The sequence below is a fragment of the Nonomuraea sp. NPDC051941 genome, assembly GCF_044593615.1.
Genome location: NZ_JBIUCF010000017.1, coordinates 99,780 through 122,168 on the forward strand (window position 1 = coordinate 99,780; position 22,389 = coordinate 122,168).

Here is a 22,389-nt window from a genome sequence, read left to right on the forward strand (position 1 = left end):
CCGGGCTTCACAACCTCCCGCCTGGTCGGTGGGGGGGGCGGGGGGGGCGGGCGGGGGGGGGGGGGGGCCGGGGGGGGGGGGGCGGCCCCCCCCCCCCCGCCCCCCCCCGGCGCCGGCGGCGAGCACGGTGTTGAGCGCTGTCTTGAGGGCTCCGCGACGGGTGACGTGGGGGGCGCGTGCGGACATGACCTCTCCTTAGGGGGTTGGAGGGTACGGGGTCACAGGCTCGCGAGGGCGACGCGCAGCCGCTCGGCCGCGGCGTCGATCTGCTCCTGACCGGTCAGCTCGGAGCGGGCATGCTCCAGCGCGGCGGTCAGCTCGGGGGTGCGGCGGCTCGGATCGACGGCCTCGGCCTCCTCGATGAGCAGGTCGAGCAGGGTACGGTCGTCGCTCATGGACAGGAACTCGATCTCCGCCACGTTGGCGTTGCCCGACGGGAAGGCGACGCGCAGCCACGGGTAGGCCGCGGTCCGCGGGAGCGGGACGGAGTACCACTGCGCCGCGTCGACCCCGCTGACCGTGTGCAGGTCGGTCCAGGTGGCGCCGCCGTCGGCGGATCCCCTGAACACGGCGCCGTTCAGCCGCGTGACGTGCGTGGAGCGCGGGTGGTAGCGGACCGCGTCCAGCGCCACCGCCGCCGGCAGGCGCACGTCGATCCAGCCCGCCGAGGTGGTGGTGTCGGTGGCGGTGGCCAGGTCGCCGTCGAAGGCGCGCCAGCCGTTCTGGGCCTTGGTGCCGCCGCCTCCCCACGGTTCGGTGGACGCCTCCACCATGGACGGCTCGACGGTCACCTTCTTCAGCAGCGTGCCGACCGGCACGAGCTGCTCGACGGCGGCGTAGATCCGGTCGATCAGCTCGTCCTCGTCGCCGCCCGCCCGCGCCTCGGCGATCGCCCGGGTCAGCACGTAGTAGCTGCCCTTGGTGTAGTCGGCGGCGGGCAGCTTCTCCGTCTCGACGATCACGGTGGCGAGCGGTTCGGCCGTCGCCATCAGCAGGCCCGAGCCCGGCCGTTCGGCGCCGTCCGCGCCGATCGCCGCGATCCGGTAGAAGCGGGTGCCGTGCCGCAGCGGTTCGTCGGTGAAGTCGAAGGTCAGCGCGCTGGACAGCACCGGGCGCCAGGCGGCGCTCGCGCCGTCCTTGCGGTAGACGGTGAACCGGGTGGCGGCGTCCGGCTTGCTCCAGCGCAGCGTCACCCGGTCCCGGGCCCGCTCCACCCGGGCGTACAGCGTCCCCTCGCGGTCGGGCGACACCGTGACGTGGGTGAACGTGGCCGCCGTGGCCGCCGCGACCCCGGCGTACACGCCTTCGGGGAAGGGCGTGAACAGCTCCGCCACGTACGACCACGACAGGCCGTCCTTGCTCGCCCACGCCCGCACGATCTGGGCGTCGGCATCGCGTACGAGCTTGACGAACGGGTACTCGGCCGCGGTGTATCCCTGGATGCCGGCGTCGATCGGGCTGCGCCGGTCGTCCTGCCAGTCATGCCGGGAGTCGCGGGTGCGATTGCGCAGGACGAGCCGGCCCGAGGCGTCCGCGCCGAAGTAGATGTAGCGGGCGTCGGCCCGGAGCAGCACGCCACTGGCCGGGCCCCGCGCCTGCTCGATCCGGGCGCTGACCGACCCGCTGCCGGTGAGCACCTCGTTCGAGAACAGCAGGGTGTCCTTGATGTCACGCTTGTCCACGTAGTAGTCGTCGCCGTCGCCGAGGCCCTTGCCGTCGCCTCCGGTGAGCTCGACGCGGTGCCCGTCCGCCTTGACGCGGCCCGCGACCTCGCCGACGCGGTCCACCGGCGCGGCGGGCGCCTGGACGGCCTGCGAGGCCCAGCCGGAGCCGTGGCGGTTCACGCCGGTCACGGTGTAGGCGCCGGACTGCCTGCCGGCCTCGTACGTCGTGCCGCGGACCCCGGTGGCGACCACCTTGCCGTCGCGCCTGATCGTGTACGACTCGGCGCCGGCGGCGGGCTTCCAGGTGAGGGTGACGCCGTCGCGGTCGCGCAGCGCCTGGACGAAGTCCACGTGGTGCGGCTTCGGCCGCTCGGCCACTGCGCCGTCCAGCCTCAGCACCATCGCGGTCTCGGGCGGCACGCTCACTGCGCCCCCGGCCACCCTCCTGCCCGAGACCAGGTCCACCGCGTCGCCGGGCACGTCCAGCGAGAACGAGCGCTTGTTGCCGTGGTCGTCCCGGGTGGTGTTGAAGGCGAACACGTAGTTCCCGTAGCGGGCGGTCAGGAAGTCCGCGTATCCGGAGTAGGGGGTGTCGAACTCGTAGTTCTCCCGCCGCACGGTGCCGACGCCCGGCTGGTAGGCCGCGGGCAGGATCTCACCGGCCAGCGCCTGCGGCAGGCCGCCGTCGCCCTTCTGCTGGTCCTCCATGAAGTCGACGTCGATGTTGTCCATCCGCAGGTTGTAGTCGCGGTAGGCGAACTGCGTGTCCGTGGCGATCTGCACGACGTTGTGGTGGTCCTTGTCCAGGACGTGCAGCCGCCCGTTGCCGGCGACGCCGCGCTGCCGTTCGAACAGCGAGCCGAAGATCCGGGTGTCGCCGTCGCGTACGGAGACGAACATGTCGTCCACGTCCGCGAACGCGAACCGCTCGTAGCGGGCCGGGTCGACGCCCAGGGCGGCGAGCTCCGCGGGCGTGTACGCGGCGAAGTCCGTCTGCGGGAGCACGGCCCCGGCCGCCGGACGGGCACGCAGGTAGGCGTAGGTCTCGGGCAGCCACATGTCGTACTTCCGCTTCGCCTCCACGGAGGAGAAGGTGTTGAAGTACTGGTTGTCGGCGATCTGCTGCTGGACGAACCCGGCCGCCTCGTTCGCGTAGCGCCGGTACGGCTCCCACTCCGCGCCCGCGTAGCGCTCGGCGTGCTCGGACATGTGCTTGTCCAGCGTGACGTACTCCATCGTGCGGCCCTCGGTGTTGCGCAGGGCGTAGGCGGGCCAGCCCGGGTAGCTCGTGTTGCGCTCGTCCACGACCATCTCCGCCAGGGCCACCCGCTTGCCGTTGTCGTCCGTGCCGGTGTAGCGGGTGAAGCCGCGGGCGTGCAGGTTCTTCAGCGCCAGCTTGAGGATCTCGTCGTTGAGCTTCTCGTCGCCCTGGTGGCCCCAGGTGCGGAAGAAGTACTCCGGCAGGTAGTTGGTGGCCTCGCCGTAGTTGGCGACGAAGGTGTTCTCCCTGGTCAGGCCGGCCTTGGTGATGCCGGTGTAGTGCTCGCCGTACGGCAGGCGGCGCACCACGCCCCCGTCGGGACCGAGCTTGCTCCTGGCCAGGCCCTTGCCCACGATCTGCGCGAAGTCGTCGGTGAAGCGGGCGGTGGTGTCGTGGTAGAAGAGCGAGTGGTAGAGGTCCAGGTCCTTGCCGTCGGGCCCCACCAGCACCTCTTCGCCGAGGAAGGGCTCGACGCCGAGCGCCTCCAGCAGGATCCGGTGGCTCCTGGCCTTGCCCTCGTAGAAGCGCGACCCGATCACCCGCAGGCCCTCGTGCGCCTCCCACGCGCCCTCGTAGGTGTACATCACCTGGTTGTAGATGTAGGACAGGCGCGCGCGGGCGAAGTCGAAGTTGGCCTTCAGCACCCGCTCGTACGCCTCGCGCCGGGACAGTTCCCCGCCGTCCCAGTCCACGCCCTTGAGCGAGGACGGCCCGTCCTGCGTGCCGGTGACGAAGGGCTCGTCCAGGAACGCCTCGAACTCCTTCGTGCCGTACACCTCGGGGATCAGGTTCTCCACGATGTACAGCGCCTCGCCCAGGGCCCCGTAGTAGCCGCCCCAGTCGCCCTGGTGGCCGCCCCGCAGCAGCAGCCGGGTGTCGGCGTAGTAGTCCTTGACGTGGTTGTCGATCGCCTTGAACAGCCGTCCCAGCGCCGCCTTCTTCAGCTCGGGCGTATTCGCCGGCGTCCACGGCTCCAGCAGCGCCGAGGCGTAGAAGCGCAGGTCGTCCTGGTAGCGGACGATCGACAGCTTCGCCGTCGGCGAGGCGTCGAGCTGCCCGCTGTACTGGTTGAACAGGTCGATCTGGCTCTTCCGGTAGCGGTCGACCATCGCCTGCTTCTCGGCGTCGGCCGGCCCGGGAGCGGGCGTGGTGTCCGGGGTGACCGTCCCCTGCTTCTCGCCGGAGACGTCCAGGTACGCGGTGGTGTGCGTGTAGGCCCGGTAGTAGCCGCGCGAGTCGGCGGTCACGGGCTGGGCGAACCCGGCGTCGTACGTCCGAACGGTCATCTCCACGACCCGCCGGCCCAGGGTGTGGCCGAGCGGCAGCATGATCGTGTTGTAGTAGAACCGGCCCGGCAGCGCCTTGCTCGACCCGAGGTTGATCGCCTCGTAGTCGCCCGAGCGCCGGTAGCCGATCTGCTCGCCGTTGACGTAGGCGATCGTCTTGTAGGGCGAGACGTCGCTCCCCCAGAACTTCAGCGTGAAGTAGTTCTGCGCGACCGGATCGACCGCGACCCTGAACCGCAGCTCACCGCCCTTGACGGTGGGCGGCGAGGTCGGCTTGGCGACGCGGGCGGGCTCCCCCAGCGCCCCTTCGACCACCGCGGTGGAGGCCGCCTGCAGCGCGTGCGCGCTCTCGGACTCGGTGTCGCCGAACGTGACCACGTCCACGTGTCCGGCGGGCAGAGGGGCGGCCATCGCGGGGGGCGCGGCGAGGAAGGGCAGCAGCAGGATCGCGGCGAGCGGGCCGCCTAACCGGTGCCGTATGAGCATGGCGGATCTCCCGATAGAAAACGTTCTCCCCGGAGATTAGGCCGCAGTGAGATGCCCGACAAGAACCCGTTACCCAGGCGTTACATAAGCGATCAGTTCAAGCCCGACGTTTTACCAGGTCAAGGGCATGATGGACGGCCGGAAATCCAGGAATGCGCTTTCCCCTCTTGCCGACCCGACGGGGCCGCGTTTACGCTGAGCGCACTCTGATAGGTACCGTTAACTACGCTCGCTGGCTCAGAAGGTCCAGAACTCGTTCGCGTTCTCCTTGGTCGCCAGCTTGACCGGGACCGCCACCGTCTTGGCGACCGTCTGGCCCTTGGCCACCTTGATGGCGTCCTGCACCGCCTGCCAGCCGATCAGGCGCGGCTGCTGGGTGACCGTGGCGGCCATGCTGCCCGCCCGCACCGCCTTGATCCCGTCAGGCGTGCCGTCGAAGCCGACGACCTTGACGTGGCCCGCCTTCGGCCCCAGGGCCTGGATCGCGCCCAGCGCCATCTCGTCGTTCTCCGCGAACACCCCGTCGAGGCCAGGGTGGGACCGGATGAGGCCCGTCATGACGTTCAGGCCCTTGGCCCGGTCGAAGTCGGCCCGCTGCGCGGCCACGACCTTGATCTTCGGGTACGCGGCGATGCCGTCGGTGAAGCCCTTGCTGCGGTCCCGGGAGGCGGAGGTGCCGGCCGTGCCGCGGAGCACGATCACCTCGCCCTTCCTGCCGATCTGCTTGGCCAGCTCCTGCGCACCGAGCTTGCCTCCGGCCAGGTTGTCCGAGGTCAGGGTCTGCGCCACCGAGGCGTGGTTGATGGCGCGATCGGCCGCGATCACCGGGATGCCGGCCAGGTTCGCCGCTCTGACCTCCGTGGCGAGCGCGTTGGAGTCGACCGGGTTGATGATGACCGCTTTGAGCTTGCGGCTGGTGAAGCCCTGGATCTGCGTCGCCTGCCGGGAGGCGTTGTTCTGGGCGTCGGCGACGGCCAGCTTGGCCCCGAAGCGCTGCGCGGCCGCCTCCGCCCCGTCACGGAACTGGACGAAGTACGGATTGTTCATCGTCGAGACCGACAGGCCGATGGTGAGCCCCTCCGTGTCGTCGCCGTTGGCGGGCACGCCGCAGGCGGCCGCGCCCAGCGCGACCCCGGCAATGACGAACGCGAGACTTCGCATGATCATATCTTCTCGTTGGGCTTCAGCCCCGCTGCGAAAGGGCACCGACGCGGGCGGCGAGCGCGCTCCACACGCACCCGTGACCGCCCGGCCGCTGCGCTGAGGCCGGGCGGCGGCACGAACGGCCACCACGTAACCGCTGGTCAGAGTGTATGTGATGGTCTTCACGTTTGCCGAACCCGAGTTGTGAGACCGTCATCACGGCGACGGCGCGAACCCCAGGAGACTCAGTGGTCCCAGCCGGCCACCAGTTCCACGAACGTCGCCGGATGCTCCACGTGCAGGAAATGCCCGGCATCCGGCCACACCACGGTCCTGGATCGCGGGTGTCCGGGGAGACCCGCCTCCCACCGCGCGGCCTCCGGCACATTGTGCACGGCGAGCACCGGACAGGCCCGTCTGGCCAGATATCGCTCGGATTCCCGCCGCACCCCGAACGCACCCGGCACGGTGTACATCCCGGCGTAGCACTCGGCCAGCACATGACCGGGCGTGGCCAGCAGCTGCCCGGTGATCGGCGCGGGCAGCGGCCCGAGCTGCCGCAGCGCCGCGGCCACGCCGTCGGCGCGCAACCCCGCCAGGCGCCCGGGAATGAGCCGTTCCTCCTCCTCGTCGGCGCCGTAGGCGGGGGCGACCACGACCAGCCCGCTGACCAGCTCCGGGTGCTCGACCGCCAGCGCGGTGACCACCTGGGCGCCCATGGAGTGCCCGACGGCCAGCACCGGCTCGTCGAGCAGCGGCACCAGGTCGCGAGCCAGGTCGACGGGCCGGTACCCGGTCGCCGGGACCGGGGAGCGGCCGTGGCCGCGCAGGTCGGGGGCGATGACCCGGCGGCCCCCGAAGTCCAGGCCGCGCCACAGCCGGTGGTCGCCGCCCCAGCCGTGCACCAGGAGCAGCGGCGGGCCGACCTGGCCCCAGGTCTCGACGTGCACCCTCATGAGGTGCCCGAGGTGTTGAAGAGACCGGTATTGCTCATGTGCGGTAGCTGATCTGCTCGAAGCGCGCCGAGCAGCCCTCTCCCGCCAGGTCCTGCACCCAGAACCCCACGAACGCGCCGGTGAAGCCGAAGGCCCGCACCTTCCCGTCGATGAACTCGTCGGCGTGCTCGTCCGACAGGATCGTGGCGTCCAGGTCCGGGCCGTGGTTGAAGCGCACGACCGGCCCGTCGAACTCCACGCGCAGCTCGACCTCGCCTCCCACGGGGCCGAGCAGGCGCTCGGTGCGGGTCCCCTGGTCGCTGCTGGTCAGCACCAGGCCGTCGGCGGTCACGGCCAGGTAATGCCAGTTGCGCGAGTTGTAGTAGGCGACGATGCCCGCCCACTGGTGGACGCTGTCCGGCTCGAACCGCATGACCGTTTCCAGGGAGCACTTCCGGTCCGTGACCCGGTGGGCGACCAGGCTCGGGGTGCGCAGGCCGTACGGGGACTGACCGCCCTGGACGGTGAGCCCGCCCTGGTCCGCGGTCAGCCAGTCGGGCGAGGCGGGCCGCCGCAGCGTGCTCCAGTCCGGCCCGAGCCCGCCGGGGGACGGCGAGCCGCCGTTCCAGCCCTCGTTCGCCGGCCAGGGGTGCGCGGGCAGTTCGGGGGCGGCCACCTCGACGGCGGGCACGCCGCCCGCCACGCGCGGCCAGCCGTCCTCCCAGGTCACGCGCTGCAGCGCGGTCTCGCGCCCGAGCACGCACCTGCCGTTGTGGTACGGCCGGGCCATCAGGTGGGACAGGTACCACTCCCCCGTCTGCGTCTCCACCAGGCAGCCGTGCCCGGCCTTCTGCAGCTCCAGGCTCCGGTCGTGACGCGAGGTGAGCATGGGCCCCGCCGGGTCCTCCTCGTACGGCCCCGACATCGAGCGGGAGCGCAGCACCGTGACCCCGTGCTCGTAGCCGGTGCCGCCCTCGGCCACCATCAGGTAGTACCAGCCGTCGATCTTGTAGAGGTGCGGGCCCTCGGTGACCTTGCGGTTGGGCAGGATCAGCTCGGGTTTGCCGCCGCCGAGGGACTGCAGCTCGATCCCGGCGAACCCGCGGCCCGGCCGGGAGTCGAAGACCATGTTGAGCAGCCAGCTCCGGCCGTCCTCGTGGTAGAGGGAGGCGTCGAAGCCGCGGCCCGGCAGCCGGACCGGGTCGGACCACGGCCCCTCGATCGAGGGCGCGGTGATCAGGTGGTTGGCGATGTCCTTGTAGCCGAGGGCGTAGTTGTCCATCACGCCGTAGACCAGGTGGAACAGCCCGTCGTGATAGGTCAGGTCGGGCGCCCAGACGCCCCCTGAGTCGGGCACGCCGGACAGGTCGAGCAGCTCGCGCCCGGCCAGGACGCCGCCCAGCGGGCGCCAGTTGACCAGGTCACGGGAGTGGTGCACCCGGACGCCCGGATACCACTCGAAGGTCGAGGTGGCCAGGTAGTAATCCTCTCCCACCCGCACGATCGAGGGGTCGGGGTCGAAACCGGGCAGGACGGGATTGCGGATCATACGATCTCCACACTCTTTCCAGCAGGAAGCTCAACTTCTCGGCGCAGGCCCGAGGCACGGTGAACAACGGTAACGGTCTGGTCGATCAGCGAGATGATCCCGGCCCGGACGCCGTCGCCCCAGGGGGCGCGACGGGCCGGGCAAGGAGCGCATCAGTCCTCCAGGAAGAGCACCACGGTGCTGAGGGGCGCGACCTCGATCGGGGTTCCCAGGCGGACGCGGCGGCCGGTCACGAGGTCACGGGCGTGGCCGGGGCCGGTGGTGTGCAGGCGGCGGGGCCGGTCCTCGGAGGTGTTCATGCCGATGAGGTAGCGGCCATAGGAACAGCGGTAGAACTGGGCCTTCCCGACGAAGAGCTTCTCCACACCCGGGAAGTCCACCCCGAGCGCGGGGTCCGGGACGTCCGCAGGATGCGGCCCGACCTTGAGCACCTCGCCCGCGAAGGCCTGGTGGACCTGCGGACCGGGGGGCGGGAAGCCGCCGGGCGGGATGTGGGAGGCGGCGGGGTCGTTGATGGCGAAGGAGAAGCAGACCCAGTCGGCCTCCGTCCAGGTGTCGCCGGTGGGCGTGACCTGGCACTGCTGCCGGACGGTGGCGACCCGGTGGGTGTCCGGGGTGATGTGGTGGACCCGGGCCAGGTCGTTGACGGCCTGCCGGGCGCGCCAGTAGAGGGAGGCGTAGAGGATCTCCTTGCCGTTCTTGATCGCGACGACGCCGTTCTCCTCGTCGGAGAAGACGAAGGCAGGGGCGTCCCAGTCCATGGGGAACCGCGTGCCGCTCGCCGGCAGCGCCTGGAAGGCGGGCCAGTCGCGCTGCACGAGGCGCAGGGCGTTGAGCCCCACGCGCGGCCAGGTGTTGGTGAGGAGCAGGTCGAGGTGGCCGAAGAACTGGTTGTCGGCGATCATGCGCTGGGCGTGCCCGGCGATCGCGGGGTCGCCGAGCACGGCGGCGGCCATGGCGGGGTGGCCGTCCCAGGCCAGGCGCTGGGCGTAGACGACGTCGCCGGGATAGTGGTCGTCGCGCCAGCCGACGGCGGCCTCCATGCGCATGGTGCGGTAGCCGTCGTTGTCGACCTCGGGGTAGCGGAAGACGGCCCGCGCGTTGATCATCTTGATCAGGTGCGCCTTCAGCTCGGCGTCCTCGACGCCGTCGAAGCGGGTGACGGCCTCGTAGAGCAGGACCAGCCAGTCGGTCACCTCGCCGTAGTTGCCGACGTAGCCCAGCTCCCTGGTCAGGCCCTTGCGGGTGACCTGGTGGAAGTGCTCGCCGAGGATCTTGCTGGGGGTGCCGGAGGCGTCCTCGCGGCCCAAGAAGGGCTTCAGGCCGACGGACTGGTGGATGTAGTCGCGGGCCTTCTCCTCGGCGAGCGGCGCCTTTTCCGGATTTATCAGCATCAGGGCGCGGTTGCAGCGGTAGATGCCGAGCGCGCAGATCATCGTCTGGTTGCTGTAGTGCGGCATGTGCTGACGCCAGTACGAGATCGACTCGGCCAGCATCCTGGTGTACGCGTCCCGCCGTACCGGAAGATCGCCCTGGACCGGCGGGGTGGCCCCGTCCAGCGGCGTGACCTCGACGTCGTCGAACCAGGCGGTGCCGCCGCCCTCGACGCGGACGTCCAGCCGGAGCTCGACCGCGGTGGCCGGGGTGGTCAGCTCGGCGGTGATCTGCGTCCAGTCCCGGGTGCCGGCCGGGGCGTAGAACTTGTTGTCGGTGCCGACGATCTTCCCGGCGGCGTCGTAGAAGAGCACGTCGAGGTAGGCGCCCGGGGCCACGACGTCCTCGGTCCTGACCCAGACGCCGTAGCGGTGCCGGCCCTGGCCGATGAGGGTGCGGTTCTGGGCGGTGTTCCAGCCCGCGGCGGCCCCGGCGGCGACGGTGACCTTGACCGAACGCGAGCCGCCGCGCTTGACCGTGTCGTCCCAGAGCCAGGTGGCCGTGCCGGCCCACCGGGCGGTGTTCCAGGAGGCGGGGGCCGTGCCGCCGCGCTCGAAGCCCGGGTTGGGCGCGCCCACCGGCCGCCCGCCGACCGGGCGTTCCAGCCGGTCGCCCAGGACGTCGCGGAGCAGCAGGAGCGCCGTGCCGACCTTGGCGAAGCCCTCCCACTGCTGGTCGGAGGCGGTCAGCACGGTCGGGTCGGTGAGCCACTTGGTGTAGCGGGCGTCGATGGCGGCCAGCACCTGGTCGATCGCGTCCGCAGACCGGTGGGCGGGGCTCTCGGGCCAGAAGTAGCCCTCGGCCAGCCCCTGGAAGGCCCAGGAGTCGAGCGAGGCGGGGTTGCCGTCGAGCCAGTTGCGGTGCTCGCGCAGCACCCTGGCCTTGATGTCGGCCAGCACCTCGGGGCCGGGCGCGGGCCGGACGGGCGCGTCGGGCGCCGGCCCCTGGATGCCGTCGCCGGGGAAGTACGGCTCGGTATGGGTGTAGATCCGATAGAAGGGGCGGCTGGGCTTGTCCATCGAGCGGTAGAACTCGGCCGCGTTCTGCCCGTAGCCCCAGATCCGGCCCATCGACCGGATCTCCAGCGTGACCTGCTCGCGGTCGCGGGTCATCGCCTCGGGCAGCGGCAGCGTGTGGAAGTGGAAGCGGCCCGGCGAGTGGGCGTCCTGGCTGAGGATGTCCAGCGGGTCGACCGCTCCCAGGTGGTAGTGGCCGACCTGCGCGCCCGCGCAGAAGAGCTGGAGCCGGGACTGGTCGGCCTCGCTCGCGGCCCGGTCGCCGCCCCACAGCTTGATCGTGACGTACGTGGTGCCGCGCGGCGCGCACTTGACGGTGAAGGAGACCGTGCCGCCCCAGACCCCGGCGGGTTCCTGCGGGTTGAGCACGCGCGCGGAGCGGCCGAGCGCCCCGGCCACCACCGCCGACCGGTCGGCGGTGGTGGCGTGCGCGCTCTCGGAGGCCTCGTCGCCGAAGACCACCACGTCCAGCGGGGCCTCACGGCCCGTCGTGGCGGCGGCGGCCTCGCCGTTCCATAACCACGTGGCGGCGGCCAGCGCGCCGGAGGACGCCAGCACGGTCCTCCGGCTGATGGGGAGCGCCATCGTCACTGGCCCTTCAGGTAGGCGTCGGCCTGCTTGGCCATCTCGGCCTGGACCTTGGCCAGGCCCGCCCGCTCCAGCGCCTTCTTCAGCTTGTCCAGCCCCTGGTCGACGTCGACGGCGCCGATGAACAGCGGGTTCGCGAACTGCGTCATGGCCGCGGTGACCTGGGTGTTCTCCCGCTTGATCGGCTCCGGGTCGGGGACGAAGCTGGCGTAGGGGTCGACGGTGAAGTTGTCGATGTCCTGCGCCCAGTCGAACCACTTGGCCTCGGACTCCGTCATGCCCTTGACCCGGCGCTCCAGCTTGGCCCGCCAGGCGAGGGCGAAGCCGGGGAAGGTGTAGGTGGACAGCTGCTCGTACTTGTCGTCGCCGACGGGGTTCCAGTCCTTGCCGGGGAGGCCGTAGTTGATCAGGTCGTGGTTCTCCTTGATCGACACCCAGTCCTGCAGCTGCATGGCCTTCTCGTTGCTCTCGCCCTTGGCGTTGAGCACGACGAAGTTGTCGCTTTGGAACGTCTGGTACGGCTTGGCGCTCTCGCCGCCCTTGAGCGGCATCACGTTCGCGATCATCGCGCCCGGCACGTTCTTGGTCAGCTCGGACAGCCCCGTGGAGGACAGGCCGTCGGTCATGGCCCAGCCGGTGGCGACGCGGCCGGCCTTGAACTGGGAGTCCAGCGCCTTCGAGTCCAGGGTGAGCGCGTTCTTGTTGATCAGCCCGTCCTGGTAGTACTTGCGGATCTTGCGCAGCGCGTCCACCATGCCCGGGGCCTCCCACCACGGGATCGGGTTGGACGAGCCGGTCTGCTTGCCGTCGGCGGCCAGGACGAAGTTGAGCGAGTCACCGGTGAAGGAGGCGATGCTCATGGTGGGGTTGTCCCACATGTAGGGGTTGAGCCAGCCGACCGGGTTCCACGCAACCAGCAGCTTGGGCATCCGGGAGCTGACCCCGATCGGGATGATGTCCTTGTTCTTCTGCTTGACGTCGTACCAGAACTTCTCCAGCCCGGCGAAGTCCGTGATGTCGCTCATGCCGAGCTTCTCCGCCAGGTCCTGGCGGATGCTGAAGTGGTGGAAGCGGGCGACCGAGTTGATCTGGGGCAGGCCGTAGAGCTTGCCGCTCCACCGGTTCAGCTCGATGATCTTCGGGTCGATCGTGGCGGTCAGGTTGGGGTACTTGCCGCTGGACAGCAGGCTGCTCAGCTCGACGATCGAGCCGCTGGCCGCGAGCTGGGTCATGTTGAGCCAGCGCGCCTGCAGCGCGGTGTCGAACTTCTCCCCCGCGGTGAACTTGAGCAGCGCCTGCTGGCCGTAGCTGGTCCACGGGATGAACTGCGGCTTGATGGTGAAGCCCAGGTCCGCCTGGAGCTTCTTGTTGACCTCGGCCAGGACGGCGTCCCAGCCGGCCGGGACGTCGCCGGGGAGCAGCAGGCTCAGCGCGAGCGCGCCGGCGCTCTGGGCGCCGCCGGTCGCCTGCGGCTTCTGGGAGTCGTCCGAGCAGGCGGCGAGGAGGGCTGCCAGGGACAGGCCGCCGCCGGTGGCCAGCAGGCGGCGCCGCGACATGAGGTGGTGGGACACGGTAACTCCTGAGGTGGGGGGAGCGGGATCAGCCCTTGGTGGCACCGAGGGTGATGCCCTTGACGAAGTAGCGCTGGGCGAAGGGGTAGGCGAGCAGGATCGGGCCGATGGCGACGGTGGTGAGCGCCAGCCGGAGCTGGTAGACGGGGGTGGCCGCCTCGGCCAGCTGCGGCAGCATCTGCGTGAACGAGATGTTGGAGATGAGGTTCTGCAGCACGAGGGGCAGCGGGAACTTGTGCACGTCGTCGATGAACAGCAGCGCCATGAACCAGTCGTTCCAGTAGTGCACGGCGTAGAAGAGGCCGACGACGGCGAGGATCGGCTTGGACAGCGGGATCGCGATCGTGAAGAAGATGCGCAGCTCCCCCGCGCCGTCGATCTTGGCCGACTCGAAGATCGACTCCGGCAGCTGGCGGAAGGCGCTGACCTGGACGAAGACCAGGAACGGCATGACCAGCAGCGGCAGGATCACCGAGAAGTAGCTGTTCTGCAGCTTCAGGTACTGCGTGACCAGCAGGTAGAGGGGCACCAGGCCGCCGGAGAACAGCATCGGCAGGTAGGAGAAGACGGTCAGCGGCCGGCTGAGGCCGGGCAGCCGCCGGGCGATCACCCAGCTCAGCCCCGAGGTCACCGCCAGGGACAGGGCCGTGCCCACGACCGTGATGAAGACGCTGGCGAAGTAGGCGTTCAGCACCGCCGGACCCGTGAAGATCATCTTGTACGCGGTGAGGTCGAAGGCCGCGGGGAACAGGCTGTAGCCCGTCGTGGCCAGCTCGGACTCGCTGGTCAGAGACCCCGAGATGATCATCCAGAACGGGATCGCGCAGGCCAGCATGGCAAAGGAGACGCCGATGACGCTGACGATCGTGAACGGTTCCAGCTTCTTGCCGCTCATAGGATGCTGGTCTCCTTCGAGTACTTGCGCTGGATCAGCACCGCGATCACCACGAGGACGAAACCGACCACCGACTGGAACAGGCCGATCGCGGCGGTGGTGCCGAAGTCGCCGAGCTGGCGCAGGGCGCGGAAGACGTAGGTGTCGATGACGTCCGTGCTGTCGAACAGGGTGCCGTTGTCCCCGACGATCGCGTAAATGGTGCCGAAGTCGCCGTAGAAGATCCGGCCGACACCCAGCACCAGCAGGACCGCCGCGGTGGGCTTCAGCAGCGGGAGGGTGATGCGCCAGGCCATCTGGGCCCGCGAGGCTCCGTCGATCATCCCGGCCTCGTAGACCTCCTCGGGGATGCCGGTGATCGCGGCCAGGAAGATGACGCTCAGGTAGCCCCCGAGCTGCCAGATCTTCACCACGGTGAGGATCCACGGCCACGGCCCCGGCTCCGTGTACCAGTCGACCGAGGGGAACCCGAGGCCCCCGAGGGCGTCATTGACCGCCCCGCCCCCGCCGGAGGCACCGGCCAGCAGCACCTGCAGGATGATGCTGATCACGACCGGGGAGACGAAGTAGGGGAAGAAGACGACGGACTGGGAGACCCGCTTGAAGAAGGTGCTGCGGATCTCGTTCAGCATGATCGCCAGAACCATCCCGGCGGCCAGCGTCGCGACCAGGAACAGGATGTTGAGGAAGAGGGTGTTGAACAGGATCCTCGCCGCGTCCCCGGACTCCAGGAAGTAGCTGAAGTTCTCCAGCCCGTTCCACGGGCTGCCGAAGATCCCCAGGCTGACGTCGAACTCCTTGAACGCCACCACCAGGCCGGACATCGGCAGGTAGCTGAAGACAAGGAAGAAGGCGACCGCCGGCAGGGCGAGCAGCCCGATCGTCCAGTTCGTACGGACCGCCTTGCGTCGGACGCGGCGCCTGTCCGGCGGCCCGGAAGGCGGTCTCGTCTGAGGCTCTGGCCTCGTCTGTAGCGTGCTCATCACCGAAGTCCCGTCTGAGGCGGCAGCAGGTGGTTCTCTAGGTTGATAGAAACCGGTCGCTGCGAACGCTACGTCCGACCGGCCAGCACGTTCAAGGCTGCGTTACAGAGACGTTACAGATCAGCGCAGGCCAGCCGGGAGATCCTGGTAAGACGCGCCTTCGAGTTAATCGGGGATTGCCCGTTGACCACAGGGGGCTGCGCTCCTAGTTTAGAAACCGGTCTCTATCGAATGGAGGGCTTCCCCCGTGTCCCCACGCCCGAAGGCGCTGTTCGCCATGCGCGAGGAACATCTCGCTCTGCTCTTCCCCGCGCCCTTGCTGCGGCGGCTGGACACGCTGGCCGACATCGACGTCGCCGTGGTCGCCGAGCGGTTCGACGACCCGCGCGTGGCCCTGGCCGACGTCGAGATCCTCATCACCGGCTGGGGCTGCCCGCCGATCGACGAGGCGCTGCTGGCCGCCGCCCCCCGCCTGCGCGCCGTCCTGCACGCGGCCGGCTCGGTGAAGGGCATGATCAGCCCCGCCTGGTGGGAACGCGGCCTGCTGGTCTCCTCGGCCGCCGAGGCCAACGCCGTCCCGGTGGCCGAGTACACCGTCGGCGCGATCCTGCTGGCCGGGAAGGGGGTCTTCGCCCTCAACCAGCGCTACCGGCGCGACCGCTCCTTCACCCTGGCCAAGATCGAGCCCGGCATCGGCAACAACGGCCGCACGGTCGGCATCGTGGGCGCCTCCCGCATCGGCCGCAAGGTGCTCGAACTGCTGGCGCCGTACGACCTGGACCTGTGCCTGTACGACCCCTACACCCGGGTTCCCGGCGTACGGCAGGAGTCGCTGGAGGAGCTGCTGCGCCGCAGCGACATCGTCAGCCTGCACGCCCCCGCCACCCCCGAGACCGAGCACATGCTCGACCGGGCGCGGCTGGCGCTGATGCCGGACGGCGCGGTCCTGATCAACACCGCCCGCGGGTCGCTGGTCGACACCGACGCGCTGATCGGCGAGCTGAAGTGCGGGCGGCTGTCGGCGATCCTCGACGTCACCGAGCCCGAACCGCTGCAGCCCGACTCTCCCCTGTTCGACCTGCCCAACGCCTTCCTCACCCCGCACATCGCCGGCTCGCACGGCAACGAGCTGGCCCGGATGGGCGCCGTCGCCCTGGACGAGCTGGAACGGCTCATCGCCGGGCTGCCGCTGGCGCACCAGGTGACGCACGAGGACCTGGACCGGGTGGCCTGATGGAGGTGACCTGGCGCGACCTCGTCCTCGACCTGACCGCCGGCGCTCCTCCCCGGCTGCTGGCGATCGGCCCGTTCCGGGGCAACGGCCGCTCGGCGCTGCCGGTGGTGCAGATCGAGGTGACCGGCCGGGGCAGGAGCGGCACGTCGGGCAAGCGGCACCTGGACGGGCTGAAGCTGCGCTACGAGAGCCACCGCGCCGAGGACGAGCGCCTGACGATCCGCTCCGGCGGCGACGGCGTCTCCGTGACGACCGTCTTCCAGGCGGTCGGCCCAGTGATTGGACAGGTGATTGGACAGGTGATTGGACAGGTCGTCCGCTGCTGGTCGACGGTGACCGCGACGGACGAGCTGGTCCTGGAGCACGTGTCGAGCTTCGCGTTCGCCGGGCTGCCCTGGGATCTGACGGTGTGGAGCGCGCGCAACCCGTGGAGCGGCGAGTTCCGCTGGTCGGGCCGGCCGCTGGAGCTGCACGACGTCGGCATGACGCGTTTCGGCCAGACCGGGACCAAGAACCGTGTCGCGCTCACCAGCACCGGCTCGTGGCCGTCCTCCGAACACCTGCCGACAGGGTGGCTGGAGTGCGCCGGCGGCACGCTCGCCTGGCAGATCGAGCACAACGGCCCCTGGCACGCCGAGCTGGCCGACCGCTTCGACGACGTCTACCTGGCGCTGTCGGGACCGTCCCAGCGCGAGCACGGCTGGTCGGCGCGGCTGGCGCCGGGCGAGAGCTTCACCACCGCGACCGCCGCGTTCACCGTGGCCGGCGACCCCGTCGCCGCCCTGACCGCCTACCGCCGGGCCGTGCGCCGGCCGCACCGCGACAACGCCGAGCTGCCGGTGGTGTTCAACGACTTCATGAACTGCCTGATGGGCGACCCCTCGACCGAGCGCCTGCTGCCGCTGGTCGAGGCCGCCGCCCGGGTCGGCGCGGAGTACTTCTGCGTCGACGCCGGCTGGTACGACGACTCGCTGGCCGGGCCCGGCGACGGCGGCGTGCCGGGCTGGTGGGACACGGTCGGCGCGTGGGAGCCGTCCACCGTGCGCTTCCCCGGGGGAATCGGCGAGGTCATCGACGCGATCAAGGGCCACGGCATGGTCCCGGGGCTGTGGCTGGAGCCCGAGGTCATCGGCGTACGCAGCGGGGTCGCCCTCCCCGAGGAGGCGTTCCTGCGACGGGCCGGAACCAGACTGACCGAGTGGGGCCGCCACCAGCTCGACCTCAGCCACCCCGCCGCCGTCGCCCACCTCGACGCCGTGATCGACCGGCTGGTCCGGGAGCACGGCATCGGCTACTTCAAGTTCGACTACAACATCGACATCGGCCCGGCCGATCGGCTGCTCGAACACAACCGCGCCTACCTGGCCTGGGTCGAACGCCTGCTGGAGCGCCACCCCGGCCTGGTGGTCGAGTCCTGCGCGGCCGGCGGCATGCGGCTGGACGGCGCCACCCTGGCCAGGCACTCCATCGCCTCGCTCACCGACCAGCAGGACGAGCTGCTGCTGCCCGCCATCGCCGCCGCCGCGCCCGCCGCGGTGCCGCCGGAACAGGGCGCGATGTGGGCCTACCCCGCCGAGCGGGTCGCCTGGTCCATGGTCACCGCGATGCTCGGCCGCATCCACCTCAGCGGCCGGCTCGACCTGCTGGCCCCGGACCAGCTGGCCGAGGTCGCCGAGGCGATCGGCGTCTACAAGTCCTACCGCGGCGAGCTGGCGCACGGCCTGCCGCGCTGGCCGCTCGGGCTGCCCGGCTGGCAGGACGACCGCCTCGCCCTGGCCGTGGACTGCGGGGACACCGCCTACCTCGCCGTGTGGCGCAGGGGCGCGCCGTCCGCGACGATCGAGCTGCCCTGGCCCTCCGGTTGTGAGGTGACCCCGCTCTTCCCGTCGGCGACCGAGGCCGGCTGGCAGGCGGGCACGATCGGCGTCGTGCTGCCCGAGCCGTACTCCGCGGCGCTGCTCCGCCTGACGAAAGGTGCGCCTTGCCACGAAAGCTGACACCACCGAAGCCGGACTCCGCCGCGCGGGAGGCAGCACCGCCAAAGCCCGACGTGCGGAAGGCCGCACAGCCGAAGCCCGCACAGGAGGCCGCCGACGCGCGGGAGGCGGCGGCGCGGAGGGCCGCTCCCGTGGATGATCTGGAGCGGGCCACCATCCGGGACGTCGCCGCCCGCGCCGGGGTCTCCGCGTCCACGGTCTCCCGGGTGCTCAAAGGGGACTATCCGGTCGCGCAGGCCACCCGCGCCCGCGTGCTGCGGGCCATGCGCGAGCTGGACTACGTCCTCAACGTGCACGCCCGCGCCCTGTCCGGAGCCGGCACCAAGATGGTCGCCTTCGTGCTCGACGACGTCACCGGGCCCTCCTTCGCCTACGTCGCCAAGGGCGTCGAACAGCAGGCCACGGAGGAGGGCCGGCTGTGCCTGGTGTGCGCCACGCACGGCGACCCGGCGCGCGAGCTCGCGGTCGTCGAGGCCATGCGCGAGCAGCGCGCCGACGCGGTGATCCTGGTCGGCGGCGGCTCGGCCGACGACGCCTACCGCGCTCGGATGTCGCATTTCGCGCACGCTCTGGACAAGGCGGGCTCCCGGCTCGTGCTGTGCGGGCGCCCGCCGCTCGGCGACGACGTGCCGACCACCGTCGTCGAGTACGACAACGAGGCCGGCGCATACGCCATGACCGGCCACCTGCTCTCGCGCGGCCACCGCCGGATCGTCTACCTCGGCGCCGCCACCGCCGACGACCAGAGCACCACCAAGATCGACCGCGTGGCCGGCTTCCGCCGCGCGCACGAGGACTACGGAGTCCAGTGCGATCCGGACCTCGTGCTGCCCGGCGACTTCTCCCGCGGCGCCGGTTACGAGGGGACCAGGCGGCTGCTGGCGGCGGGGACGGAGTTCACCGCGATCTTCGCGGGCACCGATATGGTCGCCGCCGGCGTGCTGGCCGCGCTGCGCGAGGCGGGCCTGCGCGTGCCCGAGGACGTGTCGGTCGCCGGCTACGACGACATCCCGCTCGCCGCCGACCTCGTCCCCGGGCTCACCACGGTGCACATTCCCACCGAGGAGCTGGGCCGCACCGCCGTACGGCTGGCCTTGGACCCCGGCCAGCCGCAGCACGTCATCCTGGGCACGCACATCGTGGTGCGCGGATCGGTGGGCGAGAGGATCGTCAGTTGAAGGGGTTGTCGTAGGTGAACGACTTCCTCTTCCAGGTGGCCTGGTTCTGGCCGTTGAAGTTGACGCCCTCCACCTCGACCGTGACGTTCCTGACGGTGCCGCCGACGGAATCCGTCGTGCCGTACAGCTGGGCCGGATACAGGCACTCGGGTATGGTCGTGTCCCCCCAGTTCAAGCTGTACGAGGCGCGGAGGGTGGCGCGGTCGTTGATCAGGACGTACCCGCCGGCGGCGCTGTAGCTCGACTCGCGGCACAGGTAGAACTGGTAGGTGTACGTCGTGCTGTCGTTGAACTCGATCCAGCCGTAGATGCCGGCCAGCTTCCGGCTGTTGTCCCCGCGTACTTCCAGGAAGATCGGGACCTGGGCGGTGGCCGAGTGGGCCGGCACGACCGGCACGGCGACCGCGGCCAGCAGCGTGAGAACGACGGTCAGGAGCCTGGTCGTGCGGCGTCGCAGGATGTCGGGTAACAATTCCCGCCCCCTTCTGTCTGACGTGGCGTCGGCATCACCCTGCGCTGGAGGCCGTCGAGCCGTCCACTAGAGGATTCGTCGGGCCGGAATCGGGCGCGCGCTAACCTGGCCGAACGCCCGGCTGATAAGGGGGCCGGTCTCTCCCTTCACCGGCGGTTTTGGGGTGGCCGCGGGGCCCGGGGCGCAGATTCCTGTTCGTGAAAGTTTCAACGGCATAGTGCGCACGATGAAGATCATGCGAGGTCTCGCGGCGGCGACGGCCCGCCTGAGTTTGCTGGCCGCCTGCGCCGTGGAAGGGTTCCCTGCACCACTTGACCGCGTTCGGCAAGGATGACGTGTGGGCGAGCGGCACCGACCCCCTATTTCCTGCCGACCCCGCAGAATCCATCCACTTCCGGGACGTCGTCGATGTCGGGCCGCCAGCGCGTGGTGGAGACGATGCCGGGGGGCAGGATCTCCAGACCGTCGAAGAAGCGCCCGATCTGCTCGGGCGAGCGGATGGTCAGCTTGGGCGTGCCGTGCTCGTTCCAGTGGCGCACTTCCTCGCGCTTCGCCTCCGGGTTGAAGAACGCGGTGATGTGGACGAGCGCCAGGTGGCTGCCGGAGGGGACGGCGTCCAGCAGGCGGTTGATGATCGCGTACGCCTCGTCGTCGTCGTTGATGAAGTGCACGATCCCCAGCAGCATGATCGCGATCGGCTGGGTGAAGTCGAGCGTCTCGGCGGCCGCTCTCAGGATGGTGTCCGGGTCGTGGAGGTCGGCCTGGATGTAGTTGGTCCTGCCTTCCGGCGTGCCCACGAGCAGGGCCTTGGCGTGGGCGAGGACGACGGGGTCGTTGTCGACGTAGACCACGCGCGTCTCCGGAGCCAGGCTCTGGGCGATCTCGTGCGTGTTGCCGGCCGTGGGCAGCCCGGTGCCGATGTCCAGGAACTGCCGTACCCCCGCCTCGGCCACCAGATGGCGCACGGAGCGGTGGAGGAAGGCGCGGTCGGCACGGGCCGTGAAGGCGATGTCCGGATTTATCCGGCTCAACCGGTCGCCGACTTCCCGGTCCACCGCGTAGTGGTCCTTGCCGCCCAGCCAGTAGTTCCAGACCCGCGCCGAGTGTGCCACGGTCGTGTCGATCTCCGGCGGCCACCGGTCCGTGGTCGAGTTGTCTGCTGTCATTCAGAGGTCTCCAGGCTTGAGCATAAGGTCCCACCCGCGAGGTGATCATACCCATTTGCAACGAAGAGGCGGTTAGTGCACTTCTCCCGAATCTGAATCTCACACGACTGGACAAAACACCCACGAAGGGCCTTTCATCCAAAGGCGCTCACCCGAAATGCCGGGCGCTCGACAAAGCATGGTAAGTTCCGGGAATTGTCTTCCGCGCGCGCAGGACCAGCAATATCGGATCAGCGCTTGACATGGTTTCTGCCGCGAATATTCAATCGCCGCACATCGGAAGGATGGCACCATGCGCGTGCGCCGGCCACGGCATGCGGGACGTAACACGGCGAGGACCACAGCGATTCTCGGGCTGTTCCTCCTGCTCGCGGCGTGCACCGGCACGCAACAGGCGCCCCAGCCCAAACCGGCGGCGTCGGGGAATGCCAACGACCCCACCGACCTGCGCGGCGTCTGCCCGGCCACCATCGTGGTGCAGACCCAATGGACGCCGCACATCACCGTCGAGGGCGGGATGTACCACCTCCTGGGCGCCAATCCGGCCATTGACGCCGGCAGAAAGCGGGTGAGCGCGCCGCTGGTCGTCCGGGGCAAGGACACCGGGGTCACGCTGGAGCTTCGGGCGGGCGGGCCGGCGATCGGCTTCACCCAGTCGTCGGCGCAGATGTACACCGACCCCGGCATCACCCTCGGCGTGCTGGGCGGCATGGACGAGGGCATCCAGATGTCGGCCACCCAGCCGACCCTCGCGGTCATGGCGTTGCTGGAGATCCACCCGCAGATCATCCTGTGGGACCCGGCCACGTACCCCACCTTCAACACCATCAAGGACATCGGCCGGACGGACACGAAGGTGCTCTACTTCGGCGGCAACACCTACATGGAGTATCTGGTGGGGGCGGGGCTGCTGAAGCGCAGCCAGGTGGACGGATCCTACGACGGGTCCCCGTCCCATTTCGTGGCCGCCGGGGGCAAGGCGGCGGTGGCCGGCTATGCCAACGCCGAGCCGTACATCTACGAAAAAGACGTGCCGCAGTGGCGCAAGCCGGTGAAGTATCAGCTGGTGTACGACGCCGGCTACCCCAACTACGGCCCGCCGCTGGTGATCCGCCCGGCCGACAAACAGAAGCTCGCGCCGTGCCTGCGCAAGCTCATTCCCATCTTCCAGCAGGCGCAGGTCGACGTGCTGGCCGAGCCCGGCCCCACGATCGATCTCACCCTGCGGCTCAACCAGGCGTACAAGGTCGCCACCCAGTACACCAAGCCGAGCTCGGAGTTCTCGGTCCAGCAGATGAAGGCCCTCAAGCTGGCCGGCAACGGCCCCGACGACACCGTCGGCAACTTCGACACCGCCCGCGTGCAGCGGCTGATCGACATCACCAGGCCGATCTTCGCCAAGCAGAACAAGCCGGTGAAGGACGGTCTGCAGCCCTCCGACGTGGTCACCAACGACTTCGTCGACCCGAAGATCGGCTACGGCGCCGGCTGACCGATCGGCGTGTTGCCCGTGTCCTGTCCGATGTGGTCT

At 70.1% G+C, this 22,389-nt stretch carries 14 protein-coding genes; 4 read left to right on the top strand and 10 right to left on the bottom strand.

Features of this window, described 5'->3' with window-relative positions; genetic code table 11:
* Positions 1-218: 218 nt before the first annotated feature.
* The 8 genes from ACIHFD_RS27845 to ACIHFD_RS27880 form a co-directional block, all read right to left on the bottom strand.
* Positions 219-4,697 (bottom strand): hypothetical protein, encoded by a 4,479-nt coding sequence (locus ACIHFD_RS27845; RefSeq protein ID WP_397369337.1) that lies wholly within the window; start codon positions 4,695-4,697, stop codon positions 219-221.
* Between the two features lie 237 nt (positions 4,698-4,934).
* Complete coding sequence (locus ACIHFD_RS27850) at positions 4,935-5,858, bottom strand: substrate-binding domain-containing protein (protein WP_397369338.1); 924 nt, start codon at positions 5,856-5,858, stop codon at positions 4,935-4,937.
* 227 nt (positions 5,859-6,085) lie between these two features.
* Positions 6,086-6,796, bottom strand: a complete 711-nt coding sequence (locus ACIHFD_RS27855; protein ID WP_397369339.1) for an alpha/beta fold hydrolase — start codon at positions 6,794-6,796, stop codon at positions 6,086-6,088.
* A gap of 34 nt (positions 6,797-6,830) precedes the next feature.
* Entirely contained in the window at positions 6,831-8,324 is a 1,494-nt protein-coding gene (locus ACIHFD_RS27860) for a glycoside hydrolase family 43 protein (RefSeq protein WP_397369340.1), read from the bottom strand.
* A gap of 152 nt (positions 8,325-8,476) precedes the next feature.
* Complete coding sequence (locus ACIHFD_RS27865) at positions 8,477-11,359, bottom strand: hypothetical protein (RefSeq protein WP_397369341.1); 2,883 nt, start codon at positions 11,357-11,359, stop codon at positions 8,477-8,479.
* Between the two features lie 2 nt (positions 11,360-11,361).
* Positions 11,362-12,933 carry a DUF3502 domain-containing protein gene (locus ACIHFD_RS27870; protein ID WP_397369343.1) on the bottom strand — a complete coding sequence of 524 codons (1,572 nt, stop codon included), beginning with the start codon at positions 12,931-12,933 and terminating at the stop codon, positions 11,362-11,364.
* A gap of 28 nt (positions 12,934-12,961) precedes the next feature.
* Positions 12,962-13,828 (bottom strand): carbohydrate ABC transporter permease, encoded by an 867-nt coding sequence (locus ACIHFD_RS27875; protein WP_357737024.1) that lies wholly within the window; start codon positions 13,826-13,828, stop codon positions 12,962-12,964.
* Complete coding sequence (locus ACIHFD_RS27880; RefSeq protein ID WP_364248922.1) at positions 13,825-14,811, bottom strand: ABC transporter permease subunit; 987 nt, start codon at positions 14,809-14,811, stop codon at positions 13,825-13,827. Before ACIHFD_RS27880 ends, ACIHFD_RS27875 begins: the two co-directional genes overlap by 4 nt.
* Before the next feature lie 247 nt (positions 14,812-15,058).
* On the opposite strand from ACIHFD_RS27880, the gene ACIHFD_RS27885 reads away from it, so the two are divergent.
* From ACIHFD_RS27885 to ACIHFD_RS27895, 3 genes are read left to right on the top strand one after another with little or no spacing between them, the layout of a single operon-like run.
* A complete protein-coding gene (locus ACIHFD_RS27885) occupies positions 15,059-16,045 on the top strand; it encodes a hydroxyacid dehydrogenase (protein ID WP_397369344.1) in 987 nt (328 codons plus the stop codon).
* Positions 16,045-18,042 carry a glycoside hydrolase family 36 protein gene (locus tag ACIHFD_RS27890; RefSeq protein WP_397369345.1) on the top strand — a complete coding sequence of 666 codons (1,998 nt, stop codon included), beginning with the start codon at positions 16,045-16,047 and terminating at the stop codon, positions 18,040-18,042. The genes ACIHFD_RS27885 and ACIHFD_RS27890 overlap by 1 nt, the downstream gene beginning before the upstream one ends.
* Positions 18,027-19,220 (top strand): LacI family DNA-binding transcriptional regulator, encoded by a 1,194-nt coding sequence (locus tag ACIHFD_RS27895; RefSeq protein ID WP_397369346.1) that lies wholly within the window; start codon positions 18,027-18,029, stop codon positions 19,218-19,220. Before ACIHFD_RS27890 ends, ACIHFD_RS27895 begins: the two co-directional genes overlap by 16 nt.
* On the opposite strand, the gene ACIHFD_RS27900 is transcribed toward ACIHFD_RS27895, so the two are convergent.
* Both ACIHFD_RS27900 and ACIHFD_RS27905 read right to left on the bottom strand, forming a co-directional pair.
* Positions 19,213-19,692 (bottom strand): hypothetical protein, encoded by a 480-nt coding sequence (locus tag ACIHFD_RS27900; protein ID WP_397369348.1) that lies wholly within the window; start codon positions 19,690-19,692, stop codon positions 19,213-19,215. The genes ACIHFD_RS27895 and ACIHFD_RS27900 overlap by 8 nt on opposite strands.
* A gap of 359 nt (positions 19,693-20,051) precedes the next feature.
* Positions 20,052-20,858, bottom strand: a complete 807-nt coding sequence (locus tag ACIHFD_RS27905; RefSeq protein WP_363964814.1) for an SAM-dependent methyltransferase — start codon at positions 20,856-20,858, stop codon at positions 20,052-20,054.
* Positions 20,859-21,150: 292 nt separating this feature from the next.
* Between ACIHFD_RS27905 and ACIHFD_RS27910 the strand changes: the two genes are divergently transcribed.
* Entirely contained in the window at positions 21,151-22,350 is a 1,200-nt protein-coding gene (locus ACIHFD_RS27910) for a nitrate ABC transporter substrate-binding protein (RefSeq protein WP_397369349.1), read from the top strand.
* Positions 22,351-22,389: the final 39 nt, after the last annotated feature.

What these genes read in the sequence shown, in the direction of transcription:
- ACIHFD_RS27845 (WP_397369337.1), bottom strand. Translation starts at nt 4,697, where the DNA reads ATGCTCATACGGCACCGGTTAGGCGGCCCGCTCGCCGCGATCCTGCTG.
- ACIHFD_RS27850 (WP_397369338.1), bottom strand. Translation starts at nt 5,858, where the DNA reads ATGCGAAGTCTCGCGTTCGTCATTGCCGGGGTCGCGCTGGGCGCGGCC.
- ACIHFD_RS27855 (WP_397369339.1), bottom strand. Translation starts at nt 6,796, where the DNA reads ATGAGGGTGCACGTCGAGACCTGGGGCCAGGTCGGCCCGCCGCTGCTC.
- ACIHFD_RS27860 (WP_397369340.1), bottom strand. Translation starts at nt 8,324, where the DNA reads ATGATCCGCAATCCCGTCCTGCCCGGTTTCGACCCCGACCCCTCGATC.
- ACIHFD_RS27865 (WP_397369341.1), bottom strand. Translation starts at nt 11,359, where the DNA reads ATGGCGCTCCCCATCAGCCGGAGGACCGTGCTGGCGTCCTCCGGCGCG.
- ACIHFD_RS27875 (WP_357737024.1), bottom strand. Translation starts at nt 13,828, where the DNA reads ATGAGCGGCAAGAAGCTGGAACCGTTCACGATCGTCAGCGTCATCGGC.
- ACIHFD_RS27880 (WP_364248922.1), bottom strand. Translation starts at nt 14,811, where the DNA reads ATGAGCACGCTACAGACGAGGCCAGAGCCTCAGACGAGACCGCCTTCC.
- ACIHFD_RS27890 (WP_397369345.1), top strand. Translation starts at nt 16,045, where the DNA reads ATGGAGGTGACCTGGCGCGACCTCGTCCTCGACCTGACCGCCGGCGCT.
- ACIHFD_RS27905 (WP_363964814.1), bottom strand. Translation starts at nt 20,858, where the DNA reads ATGACAGCAGACAACTCGACCACGGACCGGTGGCCGCCGGAGATCGAC.
- ACIHFD_RS27910 (WP_397369349.1), top strand. Translation starts at nt 21,151, where the DNA reads ATGCGCGTGCGCCGGCCACGGCATGCGGGACGTAACACGGCGAGGACC.